This is a genomic window from Bacillus sp. SJS (assembly GCF_000732485.2).
In the GTDB taxonomy this organism is placed as follows: Bacteria; Bacillota; Bacilli; order Bacillales; family Bacillaceae; genus Metabacillus_B; species Metabacillus_B sediminis.
The window spans coordinates 169,183-193,202 of record NZ_JAQV02000024.1 but is presented as its reverse complement, the minus strand read 5'-3'; the positions used below and the strand labels follow the sequence as shown (position 1 = coordinate 193,202).

Annotated in this window: 33 protein-coding genes and 1 riboswitch; of the genes, 16 read left to right on the top strand and 17 right to left on the bottom strand. The window is 43.9% G+C overall.

Annotated elements, in window-relative coordinates; genetic code table 11:
• A complete protein-coding gene (locus tag AS29_RS15490) occupies window positions 1–741 on the bottom strand; it encodes a class I SAM-dependent DNA methyltransferase (RefSeq protein WP_035409243.1) in 741 nt (246 codons plus the stop codon).
• Between the two features lie 71 nt (window positions 742–812).
• Window positions 813–1,556, bottom strand: a complete 744-nt coding sequence (gene prpE, locus AS29_RS15485; RefSeq protein WP_035409241.1) for a bis(5'-nucleosyl)-tetraphosphatase PrpE — start codon at window positions 1,554–1,556, stop codon at window positions 813–815.
• Window positions 1,557–1,772: 216 nt separating this feature from the next.
• Here prpE and mgtE point away from each other — a divergent pair, with 216 nt between their 5' ends.
• The 3 genes from mgtE (at window position 1,773) to fabI (ending at window position 5,882) form a co-directional block, all read left to right on the top strand.
• Window positions 1,773–3,140, top strand: coding sequence for a magnesium transporter (gene mgtE / locus AS29_RS15480; RefSeq protein WP_051860737.1), 1,368 nt, complete (start codon window positions 1,773–1,775; stop codon window positions 3,138–3,140).
• A gap of 18 nt (window positions 3,141–3,158) precedes the next feature.
• A complete protein-coding gene (locus tag AS29_RS15475) occupies window positions 3,159–5,006 on the top strand; it encodes a monovalent cation:proton antiporter family protein (RefSeq protein ID WP_035409239.1) in 1,848 nt (615 codons plus the stop codon).
• 99 nt (window positions 5,007–5,105) lie between these two features.
• Window positions 5,106–5,882 (top strand): enoyl-ACP reductase FabI, encoded by a 777-nt coding sequence (gene fabI / locus AS29_RS15470; protein ID WP_035409237.1) that lies wholly within the window; start codon window positions 5,106–5,108, stop codon window positions 5,880–5,882.
• 42 nt (window positions 5,883–5,924) lie between these two features.
• Here the strand turns inward: fabI and AS29_RS15465 are convergent, their stop codons facing one another.
• Genes AS29_RS15465 through AS29_RS15455 form a run of 3 tightly spaced genes read right to left on the bottom strand, consistent with a single transcriptional unit; the run spans window position 5,925 to window position 6,638 of the window.
• A complete protein-coding gene (locus AS29_RS15465; RefSeq protein ID WP_035409235.1) occupies window positions 5,925–6,122 on the bottom strand; it encodes a hypothetical protein in 198 nt (65 codons plus the stop codon).
• On the bottom strand, window positions 6,119–6,436 hold the full coding sequence (locus tag AS29_RS15460; protein ID WP_035409234.1) for a hypothetical protein: 318 nt from the start codon (window positions 6,434–6,436) through the stop codon (window positions 6,119–6,121). Before AS29_RS15460 ends, AS29_RS15465 begins: the two co-directional genes overlap by 4 nt.
• Window positions 6,429–6,638, bottom strand: coding sequence for a helix-turn-helix transcriptional regulator (locus AS29_RS15455; RefSeq protein ID WP_035409232.1), 210 nt, complete (start codon window positions 6,636–6,638; stop codon window positions 6,429–6,431). Before AS29_RS15455 ends, AS29_RS15460 begins: the two co-directional genes overlap by 8 nt.
• 152 nt (window positions 6,639–6,790) lie before the next feature.
• Here AS29_RS15455 and purU point away from each other — a divergent pair, with 152 nt between their 5' ends.
• Both purU and AS29_RS15445 read left to right on the top strand, forming a co-directional pair.
• Complete coding sequence (gene purU, locus AS29_RS15450) at window positions 6,791–7,693, top strand: formyltetrahydrofolate deformylase (RefSeq protein ID WP_035409230.1); 903 nt, start codon at window positions 6,791–6,793, stop codon at window positions 7,691–7,693.
• A 73-nt stretch (window positions 7,694–7,766) separates the two neighbouring features.
• Window positions 7,767–8,339 carry a CotO family spore coat protein gene (locus AS29_RS15445; RefSeq protein WP_051860736.1) on the top strand — a complete coding sequence of 191 codons (573 nt, stop codon included), beginning with the start codon at window positions 7,767–7,769 and terminating at the stop codon, window positions 8,337–8,339.
• 44 nt (window positions 8,340–8,383) lie between these two features.
• Here the strand turns inward: AS29_RS15445 and AS29_RS15440 are convergent, their stop codons facing one another.
• The 5 genes from AS29_RS15440 to AS29_RS15420 form a co-directional block, all read right to left on the bottom strand.
• Window positions 8,384–8,830 (bottom strand): CotY/CotZ family spore coat protein, encoded by a 447-nt coding sequence (locus tag AS29_RS15440; RefSeq protein WP_035409226.1) that lies wholly within the window; start codon window positions 8,828–8,830, stop codon window positions 8,384–8,386.
• A gap of 553 nt (window positions 8,831–9,383) precedes the next feature.
• Window positions 9,384–9,878 (bottom strand): CotY/CotZ family spore coat protein, encoded by a 495-nt coding sequence (locus AS29_RS15435; protein ID WP_035409224.1) that lies wholly within the window; start codon window positions 9,876–9,878, stop codon window positions 9,384–9,386.
• Between the two features lie 165 nt (window positions 9,879–10,043).
• Entirely contained in the window at window positions 10,044–10,505 is a 462-nt protein-coding gene (locus AS29_RS15430) for a spore coat protein (protein ID WP_035409221.1), read from the bottom strand.
• Between the two features lie 92 nt (window positions 10,506–10,597).
• A complete protein-coding gene (locus AS29_RS15425; RefSeq protein WP_051860735.1) occupies window positions 10,598–10,876 on the bottom strand; it encodes a hypothetical protein in 279 nt (92 codons plus the stop codon).
• A 34-nt stretch (window positions 10,877–10,910) separates the two neighbouring features.
• The gene (locus tag AS29_RS15420; protein WP_051860734.1) at window positions 10,911–11,309 is read right to left on the bottom strand and encodes a spore coat protein; all 399 of its coding nucleotides are present in this window, start codon (window positions 11,307–11,309) and stop codon (window positions 10,911–10,913) included.
• 142 nt (window positions 11,310–11,451) lie between these two features.
• On the opposite strand from AS29_RS15420, the gene AS29_RS15415 reads away from it, so the two are divergent.
• The 4 genes from AS29_RS15415 (at window position 11,452) to AS29_RS15400 (ending at window position 12,888) form a co-directional block, all read left to right on the top strand.
• A complete protein-coding gene (locus AS29_RS15415) occupies window positions 11,452–11,805 on the top strand; it encodes a DUF1360 domain-containing protein (RefSeq protein WP_035409373.1) in 354 nt (117 codons plus the stop codon).
• A gap of 269 nt (window positions 11,806–12,074) precedes the next feature.
• Window positions 12,075–12,287, top strand: coding sequence for a hypothetical protein (locus AS29_RS15410; RefSeq protein ID WP_035409219.1), 213 nt, complete (start codon window positions 12,075–12,077; stop codon window positions 12,285–12,287).
• A gap of 87 nt (window positions 12,288–12,374) precedes the next feature.
• Window positions 12,375–12,497 carry a YjcZ family sporulation protein gene (locus AS29_RS15405; protein ID WP_035409218.1) on the top strand — a complete coding sequence of 41 codons (123 nt, stop codon included), beginning with the start codon at window positions 12,375–12,377 and terminating at the stop codon, window positions 12,495–12,497.
• Window positions 12,498–12,633: 136 nt separating this feature from the next.
• Window positions 12,634–12,888, top strand: coding sequence for a stage VI sporulation protein F (locus AS29_RS15400; protein ID WP_035409216.1), 255 nt, complete (start codon window positions 12,634–12,636; stop codon window positions 12,886–12,888).
• 326 nt (window positions 12,889–13,214) lie between these two features.
• Here the strand turns inward: AS29_RS15400 and AS29_RS15395 are convergent, their stop codons facing one another.
• Both AS29_RS15395 and AS29_RS15390 read right to left on the bottom strand, forming a co-directional pair.
• Window positions 13,215–13,400 carry a hypothetical protein gene (locus tag AS29_RS15395; RefSeq protein WP_051860733.1) on the bottom strand — a complete coding sequence of 62 codons (186 nt, stop codon included), beginning with the start codon at window positions 13,398–13,400 and terminating at the stop codon, window positions 13,215–13,217.
• A gap of 142 nt (window positions 13,401–13,542) precedes the next feature.
• Entirely contained in the window at window positions 13,543–15,816 is a 2,274-nt protein-coding gene (locus tag AS29_RS15390; protein ID WP_035409212.1) for an ATP-dependent helicase, read from the bottom strand.
• Between the two features lie 154 nt (window positions 15,817–15,970).
• Between AS29_RS15390 and AS29_RS15385 the strand changes: the two genes are divergently transcribed.
• Window positions 15,971–16,219, top strand: a complete 249-nt coding sequence (locus AS29_RS15385; RefSeq protein ID WP_035409210.1) for a hypothetical protein — start codon at window positions 15,971–15,973, stop codon at window positions 16,217–16,219.
• The gene (gene csaA / locus AS29_RS15380) at window positions 16,220–16,582 is read left to right on the top strand and encodes a chaperone CsaA (protein ID WP_035409208.1); all 363 of its coding nucleotides are present in this window, start codon (window positions 16,220–16,222) and stop codon (window positions 16,580–16,582) included.
• A gap of 70 nt (window positions 16,583–16,652) precedes the next feature.
• Here the strand turns inward: csaA and AS29_RS15375 are convergent, their stop codons facing one another.
• From AS29_RS15375 to AS29_RS15360, 4 genes are all read right to left on the bottom strand, one after another.
• Window positions 16,653–17,327, bottom strand: a complete 675-nt coding sequence (locus AS29_RS15375) for a DUF421 domain-containing protein (protein WP_035409207.1) — start codon at window positions 17,325–17,327, stop codon at window positions 16,653–16,655.
• Between the two features lie 75 nt (window positions 17,328–17,402).
• Window positions 17,403–17,825 carry a GNAT family N-acetyltransferase gene (locus tag AS29_RS15370; RefSeq protein ID WP_035409204.1) on the bottom strand — a complete coding sequence of 141 codons (423 nt, stop codon included), beginning with the start codon at window positions 17,823–17,825 and terminating at the stop codon, window positions 17,403–17,405.
• A complete protein-coding gene (locus AS29_RS15365; RefSeq protein WP_035409202.1) occupies window positions 17,825–18,343 on the bottom strand; it encodes a YjcG family protein in 519 nt (172 codons plus the stop codon). Before AS29_RS15365 ends, AS29_RS15370 begins: the two co-directional genes overlap by 1 nt.
• Before the next feature lie 32 nt (window positions 18,344–18,375).
• Window positions 18,376–19,098 carry an esterase family protein gene (locus AS29_RS15360; RefSeq protein WP_035409200.1) on the bottom strand — a complete coding sequence of 241 codons (723 nt, stop codon included), beginning with the start codon at window positions 19,096–19,098 and terminating at the stop codon, window positions 18,376–18,378.
• 392 nt (window positions 19,099–19,490) lie between these two features.
• Window positions 19,491–19,600: riboswitch (SAM riboswitch) on the top strand.
• A gap of 84 nt (window positions 19,601–19,684) precedes the next feature.
• Between AS29_RS15360 and AS29_RS15355 the strand changes: the two genes are divergently transcribed.
• The 5 genes from AS29_RS15355 (at window position 19,685) to AS29_RS15335 (ending at window position 23,839) form a co-directional block, all read left to right on the top strand.
• A complete protein-coding gene (locus tag AS29_RS15355) occupies window positions 19,685–20,809 on the top strand; it encodes a methionine biosynthesis PLP-dependent protein (RefSeq protein ID WP_035409198.1) in 1,125 nt (374 codons plus the stop codon).
• The gene (gene metC, locus AS29_RS15350) at window positions 20,796–22,001 is read left to right on the top strand and encodes a cystathionine beta-lyase (protein ID WP_035409196.1); all 1,206 of its coding nucleotides are present in this window, start codon (window positions 20,796–20,798) and stop codon (window positions 21,999–22,001) included. The genes AS29_RS15355 and metC overlap by 14 nt, the downstream gene beginning before the upstream one ends.
• 401 nt (window positions 22,002–22,402) lie before the next feature.
• The gene (locus AS29_RS15345) at window positions 22,403–22,876 is read left to right on the top strand and encodes a DinB family protein (protein ID WP_051860731.1); all 474 of its coding nucleotides are present in this window, start codon (window positions 22,403–22,405) and stop codon (window positions 22,874–22,876) included.
• 207 nt (window positions 22,877–23,083) lie between these two features.
• The gene (locus AS29_RS15340) at window positions 23,084–23,404 is read left to right on the top strand and encodes a DUF4183 domain-containing protein (RefSeq protein ID WP_051860730.1); all 321 of its coding nucleotides are present in this window, start codon (window positions 23,084–23,086) and stop codon (window positions 23,402–23,404) included.
• 15 nt (window positions 23,405–23,419) lie between these two features.
• Complete coding sequence (locus tag AS29_RS15335) at window positions 23,420–23,839, top strand: DUF4183 domain-containing protein (protein WP_035409193.1); 420 nt, start codon at window positions 23,420–23,422, stop codon at window positions 23,837–23,839.
• Window positions 23,840–23,879: 40 nt separating this feature from the next.
• Here AS29_RS15335 and AS29_RS21645 read toward each other — a convergent pair whose 3' ends face one another.
• Window positions 23,880–24,020, bottom strand: coding sequence for a hypothetical protein (locus AS29_RS21645; protein ID WP_197491619.1), 141 nt, complete (start codon window positions 24,018–24,020; stop codon window positions 23,880–23,882).

Below are 24,020 nucleotides of genomic sequence, written 5' to 3'. Positions count from 1 at the left end.
TTAGTCCGCTCCTTTTGTGCAAGAGAATAATACGAATAGCGGGATCCGCATGCGTCGTTTGTATTCCTCCGGATTTGAAAAGTTTTGAGGATCCGGCTTTGGTTCTATGAGACTTTCAATCTTAAACCCTGCATGTACAATGGCCGAAAAGTATTCACCAATTGAGCGGTGATATTTTACGACTTGTTCACCCATCCAATTCTCTACTCTCTTTCCGCTGTGAAAATAATCATCAACAACCCAGCTGCTGCGGCTCTTTCCCGATTCGCTGCTTGTAAATGATGAAGTCAGAAGCGGGTGCTGTACACTGAAAACAAGTCTTCCGCCGGGCTTTAGAGTCTGGAATATAGATTGAAAAAGTGTTTCAATGTCCTCTGCATAGTGAATGGCCAGCTCGGAAACGACCAGATCAAATGCTTCTGGCGGATAAGCATAATCTTCCATTGAGGATAATTCAATTTTTCCATTCGTTGTTTCAAGTACCCGAATCGCTTCTTCAAACATTTTATTCGAGCCTTCAATTCCTAAATAGGAGGTGCATCCCTGCATAAGTAAATCAAGCCCCAATGATGCATCTCCGCAGCCAAGGTCGAGAACCCTGCAGTCCTTGGGATTGCCGATTAATTGAAGGAGGGCTGGTTTTTCAATAATTAAATTTGGACTGTCTGTCCGATACCTTCTTTTCATAAATTCCTGAAAAAAAGCTTCTTCATCGTATGGCTTCGATCCTTTACGTTCCATCCCTATCCCCCTTTCGGTAAAACACACGACTTGAAAATTTTACTTTAAATATAAAATTTTTACAATAGAAATCAGGAGCCGGGATATTCTCTGAATCTTGCCGCATCGAAGTTCATGGAGGATGGGACGGATACCGTTTCTGCTTCCGGATACCGAAAAGCGGTCAGTTTTCCTCCGAAAACCGCCCCCGTATCAATGTTGATTGTTTTATTGATGATTCTTGGATTTTTCACAGGTGTATGTCCGTAAACAATCCAGGGCTGTCCACTATAATGAAGTGCCCAGTCTTTTCTCACAGGCATCCCATTTTCCATTATCTCACCAGTAACATCACCGTAAAATACAAATTCCTTAATTCGCTTCGTATAACGGCCAATATCCTTTTCCTGAATACCGGCATGGGCAACGATGAGCTTGCCGCCATCCAGCTCCTGATAAATAGGGGCTTCTTCATAAAGCTTCATAAATGTATCGCGAAGTGTTTTTCTGTCCCGTTCATTTAATTGATTCAATTCTTCAACTGTTGTCTCCAAACCGTGCTTGATTTGTACTTTATTGCCTTTCAAATAGCGATAGAGCTTGTCGCAGTGATTTCCGGGAGAGTAATACCCTTTTCCTGCTGTAATAATCCGGGCAGTTTTTTCGATGACTTTTAATGAGTCCGGTCCCCGGTCTGTTAAATCCCCGGCAAAAGAAATTTTTCTTCCTTCAGGATGGATGGGTATACCATCATGATCCCTATATCCAAGTTTATACAGCAGCTCCGTCAGTTCCTTATAGCAGCCGTGCACATCTCCAATCACATCTATTTTCATTCTTCATCACTCCATGCGGTCTTTCCGATTATTTTCCAGCCGTTATCACAAACTATACATAATGAAAGACGCGGTTTTCAAGGCGAACGGGAATGCTGCAGCCGAAAACGGGTATGAAGGGTTATGGGTGGAAGAAAAAAAGGGAATGCGTTATTCTAATCATTATGTTATCATGCTGTTTTCAAAGCGTATGAAATAGGAAGGGAGGGGCTGCAAATGGCAGAATTGCAAAAAATGGATGAGCTCGAAGAAGAGCTTCTTATTACCGCTTTAAGAGAGGATCAGCTGGATGCCTTCAGGGATTTGTTTTTCGACCGTCATTCCTATGATCAAGGAAGATGGTTCGTTAAGCTTGAACCTGAAGACCGGGCTATTCTTTACCGCTTTCTTTCACCCGAAGAAATGGCCTCAATTTTTGAGAACATAGATGCGGATGAGGAAGAGGTTGAGACGTACCTTTCTGAAATGGATTCCATATATGCTGCGCAAATGCTCGCTCAAATGTATGCAGATGATGCGGTTGATGTTCTGAATGAATTGGACCAGGGGAAAGTAGCCGGTTATTTGACTTTAATGGAGGAAGATGCGGCTAAGGAAATACGCGAACTGCTTCATTATAAGGAATTTACAGCCGGAAGCATCATGACAACAGAATTTGTTGCCATTCATGCACACCAGACCGTCCGCTCGGCTATGCAAATATTAAAAAGCGAAGCGCCGAATGCTGAGACGATTTACTATACGTTCGTCGTTGATGAGGACAGACGGCTTGTGGGAGTCGTTTCATTAAGAGATTTAATCATCTCAGAGGATGAAACGATGATCACCGAAATTATGAACGAACGGGTTTATTCGGTATTGGTATCCGTTGATCAGGAGGAGGCAGCGAGAAAAATCAGGGATTATAACTTCCTGGCCTTGCCTGTTGTGGACATAAATGACAGGCTCCTCGGCATCATTACAATTGATGACATCGTGGATGTTATTAATGAAGAAGCCTCTGATGATTACTCGAAGCTCGCTGGAATTTCCGATGCGGATTCCTCAGATAAAGGGCCATTCTCAGCAGCGAAAAAGAGACTTCCGTGGCTGATTATCCTTTTATTTCTCGGTATGCTCACAGCAAGCTTGATTGGACGTTTTGAAGAAACATTGGATCAAGTAGCCATTCTTTCCGTGTTTATTCCGCTTATTGCCGGGATGGCCGGAAATACGGGAACGCAGGCGCTGGCTGTTGCGATCAGGAGGATTGCTTTAGGGGAAGTGGAAAAGGAAACCTCCTTTAAGATCTTGTTCAGGGAAGCGGGTACCGGATTGATTGCGGGTGCAGTATGCGGTGTGCTTGTAACAGGCGTCGTATTTGTATGGAAGGGAGACCTTCTGCTCGGAATGCTGGTCGGAACTGCAATTCTATTTTCGCTTATCGTGGCCGCTGTCGCAGGAGCTATGGTTCCTATCGTGATGCATCGATTTAAGATAGATCCGGCTGTTGCATCTGGTCCATTTATTACTACGATTAATGATATTATCAGTATTCTTATTTATCTTGGACTGGCATCGTTATTTATTCAAAATCTTCATTAAGAGACAGGAGGGGAAAAGATGGAACATGAAGCTTCCGTTACGTCATTAGTCATTGTTGTCCTAGTCGCCTTTATGACACCGATTCTCATGCACCGGTTAAAACTGAATTTTATGCCTGTCGTTGTCGCCGAAATATTGATGGGTCTCGTAATAGGAAAAAGCGGCTTTGACATTGTCGCACAGGACACCTGGCTGCAGACACTCTCATCCTTGGGGTTTATTTTCCTCATGTTTTTGAGCGGTTTGGAAATTGATTTCAGTGCGTTTACAGGAGCGAAGAGAAAGGAAAAGCTTCCGAACGGGAAGCCCGTCCCCAATACGTTTATTGCTTCAAGTGTTGTATTCGCGGGAATCTTTGTCCTTTCCATTCTTCTATCCCTGATCTTTGTCTGGACAGGGTTTATCAAGAATGCTTTTCTGATGACCTTAATCATATCAACCATTTCTCTTGGGGTAGTCGTTCCAACCTTGAAGGAAGGCGGCATCATGAAAAGCAACATTGGCCAAATCATTTTGCTTGTCGCAGTTATCGCTGATTTGGTTACCATGATTCTGCTTGCCGTCTTTGCTTCCATCTATGGAGATGGCGGCGGAAGCATCTGGCTTCTGCTGATCCTGTTTGCAGCAGGAGTGGTTTTATACTTTGTAGGAAATCGATTCAAAAACCGCTCGTTCATTGATTCAATGTCAAAGGGAACGATTCAGATTGGTACGCGTGCAATTTTTGCACTTATCATTATTCTGGTTGGAATTTCAGAGACAATCGGAGCGGAAAATATTTTGGGAGCTTTTTTGGCGGGGGTACTTGTTTCTTTGCTTTCACCGAATAAGGAAATGGTACAAAAGCTTGATTCCTTTGGCTACGGCTTCCTCATCCCGATTTTCTTCGTGATGATTGGCGTGAAGCTTGATTTATGGAAACTATTCGAGAACCCTAAAATCTTGGTGCTGATTCCGCTTCTTTTGATCGCACTGTTTATTTCAAAACTGCTTCCTATTCTCTATTTACGAAAATGGTATGACATGCGCACGACTGCTTCAGCAGGTTTTCTTTTAACAGCTACCCTGTCACTTGTCATCGCGGCTACCACAATCGGTCAAAAAGCGAACGTGATTGATGAACAGATGTCTGGAGCACTCATTCTCGTCGCTGTCATTTCAAGCATCATTTCGCCGATTGGTTTTAAAAAGCTGTTTCCTAAACAGAAGCTTGCGGATCAGAAGCTGAAGGTAGCACTCATTGGAGCCAATCAGATGACGCTTCCTGTTACAAGAGAGCTCAATCCTGATTATTTTCAGACTGTTGTTTTCCACACGTTCCAAGACAAAATGGATGAGCAAATAGCAGAATCCTTATTTGAAATCAAGGAGCTCGAGGATTATTCGATGGAAAGTCTGCAAAGCAGCCAGGTTTTTGATGCAGATATCCTGGTTGTAGCGACAGGAGATGAAGAAAGAAACGCCGACATCGCTATTTTTGCAAAGGAAAAAGGAGTTCCGAGGGTAATCGCAAGCATTGCTTCTGCGGAGCTCGGGGAAAAGCTGAAGGAGCATGATGTCGATCTTTTCTCTGTACTCCTTTCAACGAAGGTATTGCTGCAGGCCCTGATTGAATCACCGGATATTGTCCGCATCCTGACAAACAAAGAGACAGGGCTGTACCAGGTTACGATGAACAATGCGAAATATTCAGGCGTTACGCTAAGAACCTTCCCGTTTACAGGAGACATCATTTTCGTCCGGATTTTTCGTGGAAAAGATTCGATTGTACCCCATGGAGATACAAATCTTCAGGTAGGGGACCGAATTCTTGTTACAGGGTCTGCTGAATATGTAAAGGATTTAAGATTAGAATTGCAAAATTAACGGAGGGACAGGCACAAATGGTGCCTGTCTTTTTCAGTGGGGAGGTGCTATAATTGGAACCAGGTACTAATAACATGTATAAAACAGGAGGCACGCCCGATGAACTTTTCTTTAAAAGGCCGGAATATTGTGGTCATGGGAGTAGCAAACAAACGCAGCATCGCTTGGGGTATTGCGCGTTCTCTTCATAATGCAGGCGCCAGAGTTATCTTTACATACGCAGGAGAGCGTTTTGAAAAACCAGTTAAAGACCTTGCCGAAACACTGGAACGCGATGATTCTCTTTTTTATCCTTGCGACATAACGAATGATGATGAAATTAAAAAATGCTTCGCTGACATCAAAGCGGAAGTAAACGTTCTGCACGGTGTAGCGCACTGTATCGCATTCGCCAACAAAGAAGACCTGGCAGGCGACTACATGGATACGACCCGTGAAGGCTTCCTTCTTGCACATAACATAAGCTCTTATTCTCTTACTGCTGTAGCAAAAGAAGCGAAGGGCTTGATGACAGAGGGCGGAAGCATCGTTACCTTGACCTATCTTGGAGGAGAGCGAGTTGTTTCCAACTACAATGTTATGGGTGTAGCCAAAGCCTCCCTTGATGCAAGCGTCCGCTATCTGGCAGAAGATCTGGGCAAAGAGAAAATCCGCGTGAATTCGATTTCTGCAGGCCCAATCCGTACACTATCTGCAAAAGGAATCAGTGATTTCAACTCCATCCTTAAGGAAATTGAAGAAAAAGCGCCGCTTCGCCGTACGACAACTCCAGAGGAAGTAGGGGACACGGCTCTATTTCTATTCAGCGATCTTTCCCGCGGCATGACAGGCGAAAACCTGCATGTAGATTCAGGGTATCATATTATTGGCGGCTAATGAGCCGCACAAAAGAGCTTGAGGGGACATCCCCAAGCTCTTTTATTTTGCATTTCTTTGTTTTCTGATTTCCTGAAAGGTGAACAAAAGTCCTGTAAATCCGGCAAAAAAGGAGGGGAAGAGGGAGAAAAGAAAGTATTCCCACACGCCAGAAGCGAGCGAAACAGCAAGAAAAAGAAGGGGAAGTCCAATCATAGCGAACAGCGATGCCATCAGTCCGGCCTTTAGTTGACTTGTCATCCTCCGTGCCTCGAAAAATAAGCTGCTGACAAAATAAGCGACAAGCAATGAAAAATATAAATCCCAGTCATAATAAAGAATGAAACCGAAATTCCCTCAAATAAAATAACTAGAGCCCAGGCAATTAAGATGACAACAAAGGTAATATTCCAGGAAACCGCCTTCGCGTTTGACATCAAATAATGATAGCGTTCATCTAAACCGCGCTTATTCTTGCTGAACCGTCTGCCGAGGAACATTGCAGTCCCTGCAAGGATGATGCCTGCAATCAGTCCGGAAAGACCGATCCAATTGTTCAGTAGTGCTTCATTCAATATTCTCATCCCCCTCAAAAATAAATAAATCCTCAATGCTGCATTTGAAAACCTGGGCAAGCTTATGTGCTAAAACAAGGGATGGTTTATACTTGCCCTTTTCCAACGAAATAACCGTTTGCCTGGACACATTTAATACTTGGGACAGCTCTTCCTGCGTAATATGGCTCTCTGTCCTTTTTTCACGAATGAGTGATTTCAATATCGGCCTCCTCGATATAAATGTAAAGCTTACTGTACGTTAAGTTTACTTTACTATTATTTGGTAGTCAAGTTCACTTTACTTTTTTCTTGTGAGGAATTTCCTTATAATAAGGGACAATTCATAGTACATAGAGAGGCGGGGAATTTAAGATGCAGCCAATTAACAAAACTCATTTGAAAAGATTTCAGGGGAAATACGAAAATAGGGGCAGGATCCTGCTAAAATGCGCAGATCGGCCAGGAATCGTGGCAGCCGTATCGAAATTTTTATTCGGGCACAATGCGAATATCATTGAATCCAGCCAATATTCATCAGATCCCGAAGGAGGCACCTTTTTCTTAAGGATTGAATTTGAATGCCCGGATCTTGCGGGAAAGCTTTCTTCCATGAACACTGCCTTCAAACCGATTGGGTCCGATTTTCAAATGGAATGGAAAATTGTCCAAGTGACAGATCTGAAAAAAACAGCTATTTTTGTATCAAAGGAACCTCACTGTCTGCTCGAGCTTTTATGGGCTTGGCAAAGCGGAGACATCATGGCGGATTTATCCCTTGTTCTCAGCAATCATGAAGATTGCAGGGAGATTGTAGAATCGCTCGGTATCCCGTTCTATTATATTCCTGCCGCAAAGGAGATCAGGAAGGAAGCGGAAGCCAGACAATTGGATCTTCTGAAAGAATACGGAATTGAACTCATCATTCTTGCCCGCTATATGCAAATATTGACCGAGGAATTTGTTGCGGCGAATCCGAACCGGATCATTAACATTCATCACTCGTTCCTCCCTGCCTTCATTGGGGCAAGTCCATATGAACGCGCGTATCAGCGAGGGGTAAAGCTGATTGGGGCAACCTCCCATTATGTAACGAACGAGCTCGACGAAGGACCGATTATCGAGCAGGATATTGAACGGGTTTCCCATCATGATCATGTAGATGAATTGAAGAGGATCGGACGTTCCATCGAACGAAGTGTATTGGCACGTGCGGTAAAATGGCATTTAGAGGACCGGATTTTAGTGGATGGTAACAAAACCGTCGTTTTCTCCTAATCTTTAAAGGTCATGAAATGGTACGAAGGTGAATAAACTGTCTTGAATAGTTTATGATCCGGAGGTGGAAAAATTGAACGAGAAAAATGCCAGGCGGCAGCAGCCGCTCATGTATATTGTTCAGCCCGAAAACATGCAGCCGCAGGCCCAAATGCAGCAGGTTGCTGTTAAGAAAAACCCTGTAAAAGCTAGGCTTGACAAAAAAGTTCAAGAAGCCAAAGAAATCGATTCTATTGAGGAAACATCTGCGGAAGCCGTGCTCGACGCTCCGAAAACAATCCCTGAAGAGCAAGGAGCAGCCGAAGCCAGGCAGAATCAGCCAGCAGATGAAGCCGTTTTAGCAGAGATAGTGAAGACTGAAGGAGATGAGGAGACAGCAATTACTGAACCTCCTAAGCCTGTGTACGAACGCAAAACAAGGAAAGTACTCAATCAAATGAGCGTTGTTGAAAAAATTGCATTCTTCGCCAATCTGCCTGGCAATATCCCAAGGACGCTCTGCCAGGTTGAGCTTGCAGACCAAACCTACAGAGGCATCATAATCGGTGAAACAGACGGCGTTGTTCATCTCAGAACAACCGCAAGCTCCCAGCCGGTAAACATTAGATCTGAAGAGATCCAGGCTATCCAGCCACTGGGCTTCTAACAAAAAGAGCTGAATCGGGATCCTCCGAATTCAGCTCTTTTTTATTAATCCTGATGAGTCCGATTAATTAAACGCGGATTCAAGCACTGAATGGAGCAGAAGCAATTCAAATCCACTTCAATACAAGAATCTGTCTTTTCCAAACGGAAAACATCGCATGCGCTGTCTTTATGGAAATCCAGCACATCTTTCTTTTCGCTGAATGCTATCAGCAGGCGAAGAGTAGCGCAGCAGCCATTAATCTGTTCTACACGAAAGAAGATCGTATTAAAGCAATCTCCCGCGGAAAGGCCTCCAACATTCCCAAACGCTTTGAAAGGAGTCCCTTTTTTCGTATATAGAATGAACGGAATTGTATCTCCTAAAGTATTAACTGGGGAAAGAAGATTGCTGTAACAGCTTGTAGAGCACTGCTCCTCAACCGCATTCTGGAGATCGTTGATGTTTTCAACCGCATCGCATACACAGCTAAGGTCTTTTTGACGGATCATATTATTCCCTCCCGATTAAGGATTTTTATCTATACTAGGATAGGCAGGTACAAGGCTAAATGTGCTAGTAAAAACGCCTATTAAGAAAAATAATTTAGATGATCGACATAAAGACCTGGGGAATGGTGTAGCACAAGGTTAAGGTTTGTCAGACAAAATAGTCAGACAAACTCCGGAATTTATGTATTTGTCAGACAAAATAGTCAGACAATCTAGGAATCCATGTATTTGTCAGACAAAATAGTCAGACAAATGCGGGATTTGTGTATTTGTCAGACAAAATAGTCTGGCAAACTCCGGAATTTATGTATTTGTCAGACAAAATAGTCAGACAAACTCCGGAATTTATGTATTTGTCAGACAAAATAGTCAGACAAACGCGGAATCCATGTACTTGTCAGACAAAATAGTCTGGCAAACTCCGGAATTTATGTATTTGTCAGACAAAATAGTCAGACAAACGCGGAATCCATGTATTTGTCAGACAAACCAAGACCCCAAACCTCCAAACACCAAAAAAAAATAGACTACCGGTTAGGCAGTCTATTCAATGTTATCCATGGTGATGCTTCTTTTTGCTCATCGGGGATACGCGGTTCACTAGTTCAGGGGATAGACATTGGATTGCACAGAAGCATTCAAGATCTACTTCGATGCAGAAGTCGGATTTTTCTAGTCCGAAGAAGTCTTCTGCACAAGGATCGCATACACTAAGTGTGTCGCCTTCTACGTCTACTGGCTTCAAAAGTTTAAGAGTTGCGCAGCAGCCTCTCAAGCCTTCTACACGGAAGAAGATTGTTTCGAAGCAAGTCATATCATCCAGGAATCCGCCTACGTTTCCGAATGCTGAGAATAGTTTTCCTTTTTTATCGAACAACAAGAACGGAATCGTATCTTTTCCAGGCAAAGCGGATGGACTAAGCAAGTTGCTGAAGCAACTGGTCGGGCAATTTTCCTCAACTGCTTCTTGTTCTGCGAGGATGTTTTCAACTGCTTCGCATACGCAGCCTTCGATGTCGCGTTTTCCATTGTTTTTTCCGCAGCTCATGTTTTCATCTCCTTAGTTAATTGGTTGATTGACATTAGTCTTTAACAACATATGTGCGGACGTCTTTATTGGTGTGGGTGAACATCACGAATATCTGGATGTGTGCGGAAAAAGAAAAAGCAGGCGGGGAGCCTGCTTTTTCCTTTCATGCTATTTTGGGGGAGATTACAGAATGTCGATGGAAACAACAAGCGCAAGAAGAATTTGGATAAGCAATTGAAGAGATACTGCTACGTCTGTGTCTGTAGTTTTTACATTTACGTTGCGGGAGTTTTCGATAACCAATTTTTGAGCGTTTGCTTGAGTGATTGTAGCTTTTTGAAGAAGATCTTGAGTGACCATTTCAGCACGTGCACTATCAGCGATTGTAAGGTTGATTACAAGAGCGATGGCTACTTGAAGAGCTGCTTGAAGGGATACAGCGATTTGCGTTTCAGTAGTTGTTACTTCAATGTCACAAGAATCCTTAATGATGATGGTCTCAGAAGAAAGCTGAGCAGTGTTGCTTACTTGATCAAAGTTTTGATCTACCTCACCATCTTTGCTGCACATATTGCCTAGTCTGTTACTGTTTTCAGTCGGATGAGAGCAGCTTCTGTCGTTCGCTACCCATGTGTAATTTGACATGTTCTTTTTCCTCCTTTCATTGTAATACTATTAAATGTTGGATTTACGTTTTGGTTTAGACAAACATCATGATTCAAGCACCTATTTTTTAGTTATTCGTTGTTTTTTTTGTTTTTTAGCATGTCTCTTAATGTGGTGTTTTTAGGTGCTTCAACAGGGGCTTTTTCTGCTTCTTCTGTTTTTTTGTTCTGAACTGCAAGAAATTCATCCACTTTTGCTTGAAGATCTAGGACGACTGCTTTGATTTTCGCTTTTTGATCTTCGCTTAGTTCTTTTTTCGTTTCGCTGGTGATGTTATTTTTATTAAAAACATCAGATACGAAAAGCTGCATAAGGGTAGCGGAGATTTCATTGAGGTTTTCTTTTGACATGGTTGTCACTCCTTTTAAAAAATTTAAGAAAGGGTTACAGGATATCGATTTGCAACAACAGAGCCAGCAAAATTTGGATGAGCAGCTGAAGGGAAATGGCAAGGTCTGTGTTTGTGGATCTTACGGTAACGTTTTCTGAATTGAGTACGATAATGCGCTGCTTTTTTGTTTGCTGAATGACAGTGTTGTTTAAAAGCTGCTGGGTCACTTGTTCCGCGCGAGCGCTATCTGCAATCGTTAAATTGATTGCAAGGGCGATGGCCACCTGGATGGCAGCTTGAATGGATAGAGCAAGCTGAGTGTCAGTAGTTTCGATTGTGACGTAATCGGAATTTTTGACATAGATTCCTTCGTCGGAAAGCTGAAATAAAGTTGTGTTCTGCTCGGTGTCCTGGCTCACTGCTTCATCCATGACTGACCATTCATTAGACAAATGATTCACTCCTTTCCCATATATAGCTAGTAAATGCAGGTTCGTTCCATTTGGTCTGATGAAAACATACAGATTTCTCCCGATTTTTTTCATATCTGTTCTGGCCGTTCATATCGTAATAGAAGAATGGCAGGTGAGTGATATGCTTGAGAGCTGGTTAACGGTTACTTTGTTTGCATTGGCGATTTTTCGCCTGACTCGTTTGATTGTGTTTGATAAAATTACAGATTGGCTGCGCAGACCGTTTCATGAGGAGTATGTTGTGAAGGATGAATCGGGTGCAGAAGAGGTCTATATCAAAATGAAGGGAAATGGCATCAGGAAGTGGATTGGAGAGCTGCTAAGCTGCTATTGGTGTACAGGAGTATGGTGCACAGCTTTTCTTTATACGAGCTGGCGAGTGTGGCCGGCGGGTGCTGAACCGCTTATCTGCGTACTTGCATTGGCAGGCTTCGCTGGAATCATTGAAACCGTGGTATCTAGGCTTTTAGATTAGGTTTTTGACTCAGTACGCATTCTGTCCAACCTTCATAACATAATTTATCCCCGAATAAGAAAGGTGGAGCGGTAATGAATAAGCCATATTTGCATGCTTATCCAGCAAATGCTGCGAAAACCCAGCAGGTTTCAAAACCAGTGAAGAAAAAAGGCTGCGGCTGCGGCAGTAAAAAACGTTAATGAAAGGTGAAAAGCGGGAGCATTTACCCTGCTTTTTTTTGTGTCCGCAAAAGGATCATTCCGTATTCTATAGAAGGGAGTGATGATGTGGGGAAGAAACTCAGCAAGGAATTTGAAACATTTATAGGGGATCGTATGAAGAGCCATGACGGGGTTATGAAAAAGAGCGATGGCTGGCTTAAGGGAAAGGAAAAGGATTTAAATAAAATGGAGAGAGCTGCTGATGGGTTTGATGCAAAAATGGAGAAATTAGCTGGAGATATCGAAAAATGGATCAGCAGCAGAAATCAAAAAAAATAATTCTGCTTATTTTTGAGCGAATGTCCATACCCTTTCTGGCCGATCTTCATATGTTGTAGAGAAGAACGAAAGGGAGGTGCTTGGCTAATGTCTTATGGTTATGGATGCGGTGGCGGCTACGGCGGTGGCGGATACTACGGTTCTACTTTCGTACTTATCGTAGTATTGTTCATTCTTTTGATCATCGTTGGTGCTTCTTTCTACAACTAATTTAAAACTTGCAGTCTCCTTCAAAGATATGCAAACAGGAAAGTACGGGCTCATGGTCCGTACTTTCTCCGTTTTGGAAACGCACCATTTTTTGGGCACCTTCATAGGATAAATCAACAGTAAGGAGGCAGAAAAAATGGATAATAAATTCTTTAAAAATATTGAAAAGAAAACAGGCGTAAACATGAATGAAATTCTCGCTCTCGCCAATTCCCTTCAAAATGCAAACTTCCGTGATGAAACAACAGTCCGAAACGTGATCCGCAAGGTTGCCCAAATTGCGAACAAAAAAGTACCGAAAGAAACAGAAGACAAAATCGTCAACTCGATTGTGAATGGAAAAGAAAAGCTCGACTTTAATACAATCTCCAAAATGATTAATAAGAAATAAACAAAAGCCTTTCGTCCGAATGGATGAGAGGCTTTTGTTTTGATGACAGGATTGTGTTTGTTGGAATGATGGATATCGGGTGTCACGAGTGTCCGATATAGGGTGCGGAGTGTCCGATATAAGGGAATGAAAGTCCGATATCCAGCGTGGAGTGTCCGATATAAGAGAAAGAAAGTCCGATATCGAGCGTGGAGAGTCCGATACATAGATCCGAAAGGCTAGTTGAATAAGGAAACGAGGTTTGTACTGAATCTCCACATTAAGTGAAAGTCTGAGTACTGTAAACAAAAAAGAAGCAGAGCAACCGTACCGCTCTGCTTCTCTAGCTATATACTGACCGCAAACGCGTAAAGCAGGTAAACGACCAGAGCAACCGCAAGGACAATTTTGGATACATCCAGTACTCTTTTGCTTGGAAACGTGAGATTTAAAAGATAAAAGAAGCCAACAGCCCAAATCCCGTTTTGGAAAAAAGTGAAGAAGATGTTCCGCAGCACTGTGAGTGATTCCAATTTCCACAACTCCTTTCCGCAATGTACTATATATGTATGGCTGTTTCTTTTATTCATGCGTACTATTTAATGGGGACATGGTTATTTGATTTTTTGACATCTCCTTAAAAAAAAGACGTGCAGGCAAAAGCACGTCTTTTTCCTATTCAATCGCCTGAAAAAACCTGGAAGGCGCGCTTTTCTTTCCTCGTCTTGTTTGCGGGGCGGACAAATAGAGTTCGTATTGAGCCCGTGTCATGGCGACATACAGGAGCCGCCGCTCTTCCTCAAATGAAGTGAAATCTCCGTTCCTTGCTGATTCAAGCGAGAAGTCGTGGGGGATGCTTCCATCGACGGCTCCCAGTACATAAACGTATGGAAATTCAAGTCCTTTGGATCGGTGGATGGTCATGAGCCGAACACCATTTGACTGGTTGCGGCCGCTTCTTTTAATGTCTGCTGAAAGGGCGGTCATGTGGTCAGCATGTTCAATAAGTTCGGCGATTGTACCAAACTTTTTGGCTGCGACTTTTAGGTCTTGCAAATCGTCTGAGCCTTTCTCCATTTTGTTTCCTTCATTGCCTCGCTTCTTGATGGCGTCGGCCAGTCCCATCTTCTTCTCTATTAAACTTAGGGCATCCAGGGGAGCCATTTTGCTGATTTGTTTAAAATACGGGAGAATGTCCCGTATTTTTTTCTGCTGGAAGGGCTTAATGTCCTGAACGTGGAGCAAAGCCTCCAAGAGAGTGCAGTCATTTATGATGGATAGGGCTTTTACATCTTGAAGAACCTGGGATTTCAAAAATAAGGCAAAAATCAGGTCTTTCATCGCTTGCCCATCATCTGGATTTACCGCTAATCTTAAATAAGCGAGTGGGGTGCGCACCATTTTCCGCTCGTAAAAGGATCCGGTTTCCTGGTCGACAGCGAAGGGAATGCTTGATTCGCTTAGACGCTCAAAGATTGCTCTTCCGCCGGTATGGGTGCGGTACAAGATTGCGAACTCTTCAGGCTTCCGTCCGTTTAACATCTTTTCCTTCAGATCATTGACAATCAGCGTTGCTTCTTCCTCTTCATCGTATGGATAGAAAAACAGCGGTTTGATTCCGTTTGTGAAGGTGGCGTCCATTTTCTTCTTGTGCCGCTCACGGTTTTTTGCAATCATTTTGTTCGCGGTTGCGACAATTTCGTGGCTGGATCGGTAGTTGGAAGCAAGATGAATCACCTTTGCATCCGGAAAATCCTTCGTAAATTGAAGCAGGAAAGCGGGATTGCTTCCGCGAAAAGCATAGATTGACTGATCATCATCACCGACCGCAAATACGGACTGGTGCTTAGCAGACAAGAGTTGAATAATTTCATACTGAACTTGGTTAATATCCTGGAACTCGTCAATCAAAATGGATTGAAACCGGTTCTGATAGGATTCGCGAATTTGGTCGTTGTTTTCAAGTAAAAGCAGACATTGCAGCAGCATGTCATCAAAATCAAACTGGCCGTTTGCTTCCTTAAATTCCTCATACTTTCGGTAAAGGAAAGCAGCCTTTTCCTCCCACTTATCCTCGGGCTTCACTTCTGCAGGAGAAAGACGGGAGTTTTTCCAAAGGCCGATTTGCTGAAGAGCCTGGTCGAAAGGGAATTCGGTTTCATCAAGCTTCAATTCCCTGCCCGCTTGTTTCACATACTGCTCGCGCTGCCACTCTTTCAGCAAATGCGTTGAATCCCATTTGCTCCGGTCATGGTGCGTTAGAATTCTGTAAAAAATACCATGGAACGTGCCGGTTACCATTTGGTTTACCTGCTGCATGGAAAGTCCATAAAGCGCGGCCATACGTTCCTTCATTTCCTTCGCAGCTTTTACCGTAAAGGTGATGAGCATGATGGAGGCTGGATTTGCACCTTTTTCCTGGATTAGGTAAGCTGCCCTTGAAGTGAGCACTCTCGTCTTTCCGCTGCCCGCTCCAGCCAGGACAAGGGTGGATGAGGCATTCGTCGTGACGGCTGCTGCTTGAGCCTGATTTAACGTAATATCGTCAAAAAGCGTGATCAGCGGGTCCTTTTTTTCAGCAAACGGGGTAATGATTCCCGGGAAGTTCGGATTTTTCCAAACGGTAGAAGGTTTGGGTTGCTCCGAATCAGTAATAGACCGGTTTTTGGGAATTCGAAAGGCTCCGGACGTTTCGTACTCCGGCTGATCCTTTTTCTTGATGAAGGGTTTTTCCGCCGGCATGTAAGCATTCACGCATGCTTCTGAATCTGATTGATCTTTATGCACAAACTCAGGCGGCGAGGAAATCCGGAACTTAAGCACGACAGGACGGCCGCAGACAGGGCATGTCAGAAAACCAGCTTTGCCTAAGTCATATACCTTTTGAAAATCTTCTCTCGGGTAAGTTGGAAGTTCTATTAATCTATCTGAATATTTTGCAAAAAACATCGGGTTTCCTCCCATAAAATCTCTATTGGGCACGTAAACTATATGTAAAATAGACAAGAACCATCTTAACAGACTCATAGAGAAAGAAAAAGGTGATTATGGCGTTTTCTATTTAAAATTTGGGGTATATTTTAAAACAAAAGGGAGTGGGAATATGAGCTGGATAGCACCTATTCAAAACGATCAGTACATACAGTATGCTAATCGATCCGTGCAGGTAAAGGATGACTACGCTTCACTTGACCGTGTCTCAAAAATCCATCTTCAGCGCGATAAAATGGAAGAGGAACGCAAGCACGAAGAAAGCCGTTTTTCCAGAATATTGGACCGGGTAAAACAATCTTCCACTCATGCTTTGCCTTCGGAGCCGGGAAAAGGTTTGTCCTTTGACGCGAGAATATAAATGAAAAAGTCAGAATGTTCGCTCAAAGAACCGGCGTCAATTGAGGATTTTTTAAAGCTGGACATCCGGATTGGCACGATTACTGCTGCTGAGGATTTTCCAGAAGCCAGAGTTCCGGCCATCAAGATGAAAATTGACTTTGGAGCGGAAATCGGAGTAAAGCAGTCCAGTACTCAAATTACAAAACGGTACACTCCAGACCTTCTTCTCGGAAGGCAAATAGCAGCTGTTGTGAATTTTCCGCCGCGCAAAATTGCCGGATATCGTTCTGAAGTGCTTGTACTGGGCGGTGTTTCAGGTGATGGGGAAGTTGTCCTGCTTAACACTGATGTTCCCGTTGAAAATGGTACCCCAATTGCTTAATCACCGTATAAAAGGGGGAGGCCGTTCTGTACGCCCATGAGCGGCCCGTAAAAAGACCATAAAGCTGGTCTTATTTTTTTTGGATATATAGGTCGTCTCCCTTGCGCCATTCCGCATAAAGCACATGCTGATAGGAGTGGATGCCCTGATTTGAAAGCTCATTAACAAGCCATTCTTCCTTGAGACCTGCTTCTTTTAAATTGTCCCTCTGCACTGCTCCGTCCAGCACCAGACTGTAGGGGAGAACAGGCATGGAGCCCATCATGGAAAAATCAGTTCGGACCGGCATGTCAAATTGAGGCTTTTTCAAGATACTCACACTGCCATCAGTTTCTAAAATGGCAAACTCAATTTCCCGCATGGAAAACGTACCTTTGGATCGGATCAGATGCTGAAGCTGGTTTAAATCAAGCTTTTCTTTTTTTAGCTGCTCTCTCAAAATTCTTCCATTGCGGATGATGATGGTTGGGCTTCCCTCCATCATAACCCTCGCTTTATTCGATTTTTGAGTCAGCCACTCAATTACAAATATAAGAATCCCCCAAATAGAAATGGCAAAAAGAATATCCAATAGTCCAATTTCATCGTCATATACGGCATTTCCTACGAGTTCTCCAAGGACAAGAGCCGATATGAAGTCAAAGGTCGTAATTTGCGTAATTTGAGTTTTGCCAAGCAGTCTTGACATGACAAACAATCCGAAGAATCCAACGACCAATTCTGTTGATATTCTGTACATATCCATCGAAATCACCCTTTATAGATTGCACACTAACAATGGTTTTCACTCAAAAAAAACAGACAGCTTAATCGCTGTCTGTCATAAACGGCTTTTGATCATCGTTACGTGAGGGATGCCGGCATCCATGAATACACCGGAACGCACTTCATAGCCAAGCTTTTCATAAAAGGGAATCGCTTGAGTCTGTGCATTCAGCTTGAATTTCTCAATGTTTGGAGCGGCGACAATTTCAAGTTCCTTCATAATCAGGCTGCCTGCGCCTTTTCCCCGGTAAGAGGGGAGAATGCAGATGCGCTCGAGCTTTCCGTAGCCGTCTGCTTCACGAATCCGGCCGGTGCCGACTGGCATGCTTTCATCGTATAGGACGACATGCACGGACATTTCCTCGTTTTCATCTACCTCTTCCTCTGCCGGTACTTTTTGTTCTTCAACGAATACCTTCATTCTGATTGAGAAGGCATCCTGCATTTCTTTTTCCGTCTGTACAACTTTTGCGAGCATTAGAGTTCTCCTTTTTCCAGGATGAACGTTTCATAAACAGTCCAAGCTCCGTTATCAAGCTGATAGAGCAGGTGGAAACGGTCAATCAGTTCAATATGATGATTATCCTGCATTTTCAGCTGTCCCAAAACATCTGCCATTTCTGCATCAGATAGCTTTTGGCCAATTGTGATGTGCGGAACAAAAGAATATTCAGGCTCGGAAGTAAGAGATCCTGAATGAAGCTCGGTATGAAGCTCCATTAATTCATCATTAGGCTCCACCTTAAGGTAGATCACGTTGTTTACAGGTGAGAATGAACTGATTTTTTGCACCTCAAGCTTAATCGGGCTCAGCTTGTTTGCAACAGATCGAAGTTCTTTGGAAATCGCCTTTATTTCTTCATCTGACGCTTCAAATGGCGTCTTCAGAGTCAAGTGCGGCGGAATAAGCGCGTAATGAGGGTCATAGCGTTTTCGGTAGGAATTCGCCAGATCTTGAAGTTTTTTTGCCGGAAATAGGACAATTCCATATTTCATACAGGTTCCCTCCAGTAGTAAGTAGTAGTTAATTAAAACATGGCTTTAAGCGCCTTAGGCAGTAAAGGCTGCCAATGTGTCCATGTGTGGTCCCCATCAAATTCTTCATATGTGTAAGGAAATCCTTTTTTTTCGATCGCTTTTTGCAATTTGCGATTCGGTTCGATGAAATTCTGCACTTCTCCAGCCGTTGTCTTAACATCAGTTTCCTTTTCGCCAATCTGATGATAGATAGTCAAATTCGGCTCTGCATCGTATTGCATGACAGCATTTAGGACCTTTTCGTCAACATAAGGGGACTGCATAATGATTTTACCAAAAATACTCGGATAGTCGAGTGCTGTCATGAATCCGACTGTTGCGGCGAGCGAATCACCAATGAGTGCGCGTCCCTGTCCAACCTGATATGTTGGGAACTCCCTGTCCAGAAACGGGACAAGCTCATGGGCAAGAAACCGTTTATAAGCAGGGAATTTCTCACCGTCGGGATGGTATTTTGCCCGGCGGTCCTGTACATTCTTGTATGGAATGCCGACAATGATTACATTCTCCAGTCCGCCGTTCTCAAGCAGGGATTCATACTGGCGGGCAATCCTCCCAAGCCTGAAATAATCCTGCCCATCCTGCGCAATCAGCAGACTGTACTTATACAGAGGGGAATAGCTTTTTGGCAAATATGTAAGGACAGTCAGATCTTCGTTCAATGCGCCTGAAAAAAAGGAAGCTTCTTTGACAACTCCAGTTTGCTTCTCCACAGATAAGTCCTCCAGATGAATTAAGTAAGGTTTGTACATAGTTTTTGTATCTAGCTCCGGCGCCTAGCCCCTCGAGGTCATATGCCACTCAACCTCCGGGCCCGCAGGATGCGGGTCAGTTCCCACGTCTTTCCCACGGCTGATTGTCTTATGCTTGTCGGGGGCCGGCAGGAGGCCGGTCAGTTCTGCGTTGCGGCAGGACGCCGCGCATTTAGCAGAACTACCTTACTAGAGCGCCTCCGCTTTTGAGTTGTATTCGCTTCCACTTATTTTATCATGATTTTTAAAAAAATGCTTTTCCGGAAAATCAGGGAAAGTTTACATGAATCACTTGTAAAATTTATAAAATTGCGTTAAAGTTATAAAAAATTCATAATATTCCTTACGATTTATTCTTATCCAGAGAGGTGGAGGGACTGGCCCTGCGAAACCTCAGCAACCGGCAGAACGCTCTAGGCGTGCCAAGGTGCTAAATCCAGCAAGCGAGCTTGGGAGATGAGAAGAAGAACTGTTAAGCGACAAGCCTTCTTCTTATTTTAGGGGAAGGCTTTTTTGTATTCTTAATCTGCAGAAGCGAGGGTGTAAAATGACAAAACATACAGAAACGATCTTAGCCCAAATCGGCAACCGAAGTGAACAGACGACAGGCGCCGTTAATCCTCCCATTTATTTAACGACAGCTTACCGTCATTCAGGAATCGGGGAATCGACCGGTTTTGATTACATACGAACCGGCAATCCGACACGTGCCATCGCTGAAAAGGCTTTGGCGGACTTAGAAGGCGGAAATCAGGGGTTTGCCTTCAGCTCAGGGATGGGAGCCATTCAGACCATTATGGCGCTATTTAAAACCGGAGATGACATTATTGCCTCATCCGATATTTACGGAGGAACCTACAGGCTGTTTGAACAGGAATGGCGTAAGTATGGACTGACATTCCAATATGATTCATTTGCAGATCCTGTGAGTACAGAGGCTAGGATCCTTCCGAATACGAAGGCGATCTTTCTGGAAACTCCAACGAATCCGCTTATGCAGGAGGTGGATATTGCAGCAGTTGCAGAAGTAGCGAAGCGCCACGGCCTGCTGCTGATTGTGGATAATACATTCTATACTCCTGTCATCCAGCAGCCATTAAAGAGCGGAGCTGATATCGTCATTCACAGTGCAACTAAATATCTCGGAGGACATAATGATCTCCTTGCTGGAATCGTTGTGGCAAAAGGTAAGGAACTTTGTGCGGAGCTTGCTTCCCATCACAATGCAATCGGCGCCGTTCTCGCTCCGTTTGATTCATGGCTTTTAATCCGGGGATTAAAAACACTGGCACTTCGGATGAGGCAGCATGAACAGAATGCAGCTGATATAGCCGAATTTTTAGAAGAAGTCCCGGAAGTAAGTGATGTACTGTATCCGGGAAGAGGGGGCATGCTGTCGTTCCGGGTCGCGAAAGAGGAATGGGTGAATCCATTCCTGAAAAATTTGAAGACGATTACGTTCGCAGAAAGTCTTGGCGGGGTTGAGAGTTTGATGACGTATCCAGCCACTCAGACGCATATGGATATACCAGAAGAAATACGTACGGCAAACGGTGTCTGTAATCGGCTTCTGCGTTTCTCGGTAGGAATCGAGCACGCAGAAGATCTCAAAGCTGATTTGCATCAGGCATTCCAGGCTGTGAAGGAGGAGGAAAAAATTGAGCAATACTGATTGGTCCATCCAGACGAAGCTGCTGCACAATAGCCATAAGACGGATAAAGAAACAGGAGGGGTAAGCGTTCCGGTCCACTTATCGTCCACCTTCCATCAGTCTGATTTTGATCAGTTCGGAAAATATGATTACGCCCGTTCAGGCAACCCGACTAGGGAAGTACTTGAAAAAGCAATTGCCGATCTTGAAGGGGGAACGAGAGGATTTGCATTTTCATCGGGTATGAGCGCAATCTCTACAGCCTTTCTTTTATTATCAAAAGGAGATCATGTCCTCGTGACGGAGGATGTCTACGGCGGTACGTACCGGATGGTGACAGAGGTTTTGAGCCGGTTTGGAATTGAATATACATTTGTGGATATGACCGATCTGCACAATGTAGCGTCTAAAATTCGTCCGAATACAAAAGTGATTTATTTAGAAACACCCTCTAATCCGCTGCTTAAAATTACCGATATCCAAGGGATTGTTAAACTTGCGAAAGCTAATAACTGTTTAACGTTTCTGGATAATACTTTTCTGACACCGGCACTTCAGCGTCCGCTCAATTTAGGAGTAGACGTTGTGCTTCACAGTGCAACGAAATTTTTGGCAGGCCACAGTGATGTCGTGGCGGGGCTCGCGGCTGTGAATGACGAAGAACTGGGAAACCAGCTTTACAAACTGCAAAATTCATTTGGAGCTATACTTGGAGCACAGGATTCCTGGCTCGTATTAAGGGGGTTGAAAACCCTTCACGTCCGTTTAAAGCAATCGACCGAATCTGCCCTTAAGCTGGCCGCCTTCCTATCAAGGCATCCGGCCGTAGAGGAAGTCTATTATCCGGGTCTTTCCTTCCACCCCGGCTGTTCCGTACAGCGCTATCAGGCAGACGGACCGGGTGCCGTGCTCTCATTCAGACTGTCAGATGAAGATGCCGTTCGAAAGCTCGTCCAAAACGTTCAGCTTCCGGTTTTTGCCGTCAGCCTTGGCGCCGTAGAAACGATTCTTTCATATCCGGCTAAAATGTCACATGCAGCAATGCCGAGGGAAGAGCGGTACGCAAGAGGAATTACAGACGGACTGCTCCGTGTCAGTGTGGGTCTTGAGAAAGCAGAGGACCTGATTCAGGACTTTGGGTCAGCTCTGGATTTGCTGCCAAAAACAAAGCCGCTGCAGTACGCGCGTGTTCAGGGAAGCGGGCGGAGATAAAGGGGCGGGTGTTGTTGTTGCCGCTCTGATAAAGGTGGAACCGGTTTTGGCGGTGTTAGATTCATAATCTTAAAAGGGTGAAATCGGGTATGGAAGTGTCTGACCCCTACTCTGCTAAAGAAGTAAAGCTTCGGCACCATATGGCTTCAACCATACTGCGGCAAGGGCTGGCAGAGAACAGTCTTTGTCCCCTGCTGCGGTGAAGAATGTGGGGACTGGCACAGTGCCAGTCCCCTTAAATTTTACCGGACTAAAGCTCCGGCACCAAACTTGCGAAGTCTTGCGGCGGATAGGATCGAGAACCTATCCCTCTGACCCCTGCTGCGGTAAAGCATTAAGGGTCAGGCACTAAATTTTTGATCATTGTAATAAATCCCAAAAAGATCGACAGGTGAACAGAGATGCATCAACGAATTCTATTAAGTTCCATCTTTAGCCAGCTTGAAGTTGCAAATCGTTCTATTATAGAAATGGCCATTTTAGCAGAAGAGAGTGATTTAAATTGGAGCTATCTAGAAAATAAGAGATCCCTTGGTGAACTGCTGAATCATCTATCCCTTCTCTACCGCGCGGATTATTTAATTATGGAAGAAGCCTCGAAGGATGAGATGGCGGACTATTATCTCTCTCATCCATTTAGAAGAGCAGAAAATGCGGGAACCGAGCTCTATAAGAATTTTAATGCGCTGAAAGAAGCTTTTTATTCCTTCAGTGAAGCAGAGCTGATGGAGGAAAAAATCTCTTATTGGGGGACAGGCTACTCCAGATATGAATGGCTTCTTGAAATCCTGGGTCACATATACCATCACAGAGCCCAGCTGCATATGTATTTGGAATTGCTTGGAATAAGGCCGCGGGTGCTATTATTCGAGTGAGGATCAAGAACCTCTGGCTGCCAGATCTGAAATAAAGATATATCTTAATAATGTATCATTCGTCGCCCTCTCTATTATTTTTGCATGGGTAATTATACCATTTGCTTGCCGGAATAGTTTATTCAGCAGGTTCGACGTAAGAACCCTTTTATTCAATGGAAAATAAAATAGCAGCAGATAGAAAAACGCTGAAGGGGGAGAGAAGGGTTGAATCCGCCGCTGACCATGATTCCTAAGATTGCTTCCGGCTTCATTCGCAAAAGGCTGCCAAGAAAGACGGAGGTTCTTGCTTACTATGCACTCTCCAATGGGAAGAGCCTGCATTACACAAATGCAGATGCGCTGCTCCCATACAGCAATACAGAGATTCTCGACCCAAAAGATGTTTCCTATCTGAATGTCTTTATTAATGCTGTTCTGCAGCCGGAGCATAATTATGAAGTTCAAAAAGGCCTTTTTACGCTCAAAACACGAGATGTTCCTCTAGATGGGACAGCCATTATTATTCAGTTTGTCAAACTTCATTAAGAAAGAAGGATTTAGATGCCAGCTGAATTGATTAAACTCGTCCTTTCTGCTTCCAATACGGTAAGCGGGGATGTAAATGTGAGCACGGTTACAGATGTTGCTCCGATCGCTTCCCGGTATGCAGCCAACGTGACGGCCCTTATGATTTTAGGCGGCAATACTACCATCCCTGCGACATCGTTTCGGGATGACAATGGGAATAGTTTGGCCGCAGGCGGACTGCCGGTTCCAAATACCGAAACGGTGGTAAATGTCTACGTAAATGGGGTTCTGCAGCAGGGGGGCCTCTCTACATTATCAGCGAACAATCTACTCATCCGTGCATCCATTCTGCTCGGAGCACCAGTCGTGCTGGAGTACCTGAATTTCAGCAATGTTACGTCTGCCTCTACTGCAACAAATACGCTTGCGGTGGATACAGTAATTGATACGTAATGATGAAAAGGGAAAACCGCGGTTACGATCACCGCGGTTTTTACATTTTTTCCTTCTTGTTTATTTCCTCCAGCACGGAGATGATTTTGTCATTTTGTTCAATGATTTCTTTGTTTTGCTGTCTTAATTTGGTGAAATCATATAAGAATACAATCAGAATAATCGTGATTAAAAATGTCAT

Bases quoted from the DNA above. Each gene is read 5' to 3' on its own strand.
- AS29_RS15490 (WP_035409243.1), bottom strand. From the start codon at position 741: ATGGAACGTAAAGGATCGAAGCCATACGATGAAGAAGCTTTTTTTCAG.
- prpE (WP_035409241.1), bottom strand. From the start codon at position 1,556: ATGAAAATAGATGTGATTGGAGATGTGCACGGCTGCTATAAGGAACTG.
- mgtE (WP_051860737.1), top strand. From the start codon at position 1,773: ATGGCAGAATTGCAAAAAATGGATGAGCTCGAAGAAGAGCTTCTTATT.
- AS29_RS15475 (WP_035409239.1), top strand. From the start codon at position 3,159: ATGGAACATGAAGCTTCCGTTACGTCATTAGTCATTGTTGTCCTAGTC.
- fabI (WP_035409237.1), top strand. From the start codon at position 5,106: ATGAACTTTTCTTTAAAAGGCCGGAATATTGTGGTCATGGGAGTAGCA.
- AS29_RS15465 (WP_035409235.1), bottom strand. From the start codon at position 6,122: ATGACAAGTCAACTAAAGGCCGGACTGATGGCATCGCTGTTCGCTATG.
- purU (WP_035409230.1), top strand. From the start codon at position 6,791: ATGCAGCCAATTAACAAAACTCATTTGAAAAGATTTCAGGGGAAATAC.
- AS29_RS15440 (WP_035409226.1), bottom strand. From the start codon at position 8,830: ATGATCCGTCAAAAAGACCTTAGCTGTGTATGCGATGCGGTTGAAAAC.
- AS29_RS15435 (WP_035409224.1), bottom strand. From the start codon at position 9,878: ATGAGCTGCGGAAAAAACAATGGAAAACGCGACATCGAAGGCTGCGTA.
- AS29_RS15430 (WP_035409221.1), bottom strand. From the start codon at position 10,505: ATGTCAAATTACACATGGGTAGCGAACGACAGAAGCTGCTCTCATCCG.
- AS29_RS15425 (WP_051860735.1), bottom strand. From the start codon at position 10,876: ATGTCAAAAGAAAACCTCAATGAAATCTCCGCTACCCTTATGCAGCTT.
- AS29_RS15415 (WP_035409373.1), top strand. From the start codon at position 11,452: ATGCTTGAGAGCTGGTTAACGGTTACTTTGTTTGCATTGGCGATTTTT.
- AS29_RS15405 (WP_035409218.1), top strand. From the start codon at position 12,375: ATGTCTTATGGTTATGGATGCGGTGGCGGCTACGGCGGTGGCGGATAC.
- AS29_RS15400 (WP_035409216.1), top strand. From the start codon at position 12,634: ATGGATAATAAATTCTTTAAAAATATTGAAAAGAAAACAGGCGTAAAC.
- AS29_RS15390 (WP_035409212.1), bottom strand. From the start codon at position 15,816: ATGTTTTTTGCAAAATATTCAGATAGATTAATAGAACTTCCAACTTAC.
- AS29_RS15385 (WP_035409210.1), top strand. From the start codon at position 15,971: ATGAGCTGGATAGCACCTATTCAAAACGATCAGTACATACAGTATGCT.
- csaA (WP_035409208.1), top strand. From the start codon at position 16,220: ATGAAAAAGTCAGAATGTTCGCTCAAAGAACCGGCGTCAATTGAGGAT.
- AS29_RS15375 (WP_035409207.1), bottom strand. From the start codon at position 17,327: ATGGATATGTACAGAATATCAACAGAATTGGTCGTTGGATTCTTCGGA.
- AS29_RS15370 (WP_035409204.1), bottom strand. From the start codon at position 17,825: ATGCTCGCAAAAGTTGTACAGACGGAAAAAGAAATGCAGGATGCCTTC.
- AS29_RS15365 (WP_035409202.1), bottom strand. From the start codon at position 18,343: ATGAAATATGGAATTGTCCTATTTCCGGCAAAAAAACTTCAAGATCTG.
- AS29_RS15355 (WP_035409198.1), top strand. From the start codon at position 19,685: ATGACAAAACATACAGAAACGATCTTAGCCCAAATCGGCAACCGAAGT.
- AS29_RS15345 (WP_051860731.1), top strand. From the start codon at position 22,403: ATGCATCAACGAATTCTATTAAGTTCCATCTTTAGCCAGCTTGAAGTT.
- AS29_RS15335 (WP_035409193.1), top strand. From the start codon at position 23,420: ATGCCAGCTGAATTGATTAAACTCGTCCTTTCTGCTTCCAATACGGTA.
- AS29_RS21645 (WP_197491619.1), bottom strand. From the start codon at position 24,020: ATGACATTTTTAATCACGATTATTCTGATTGTATTCTTATATGATTTC.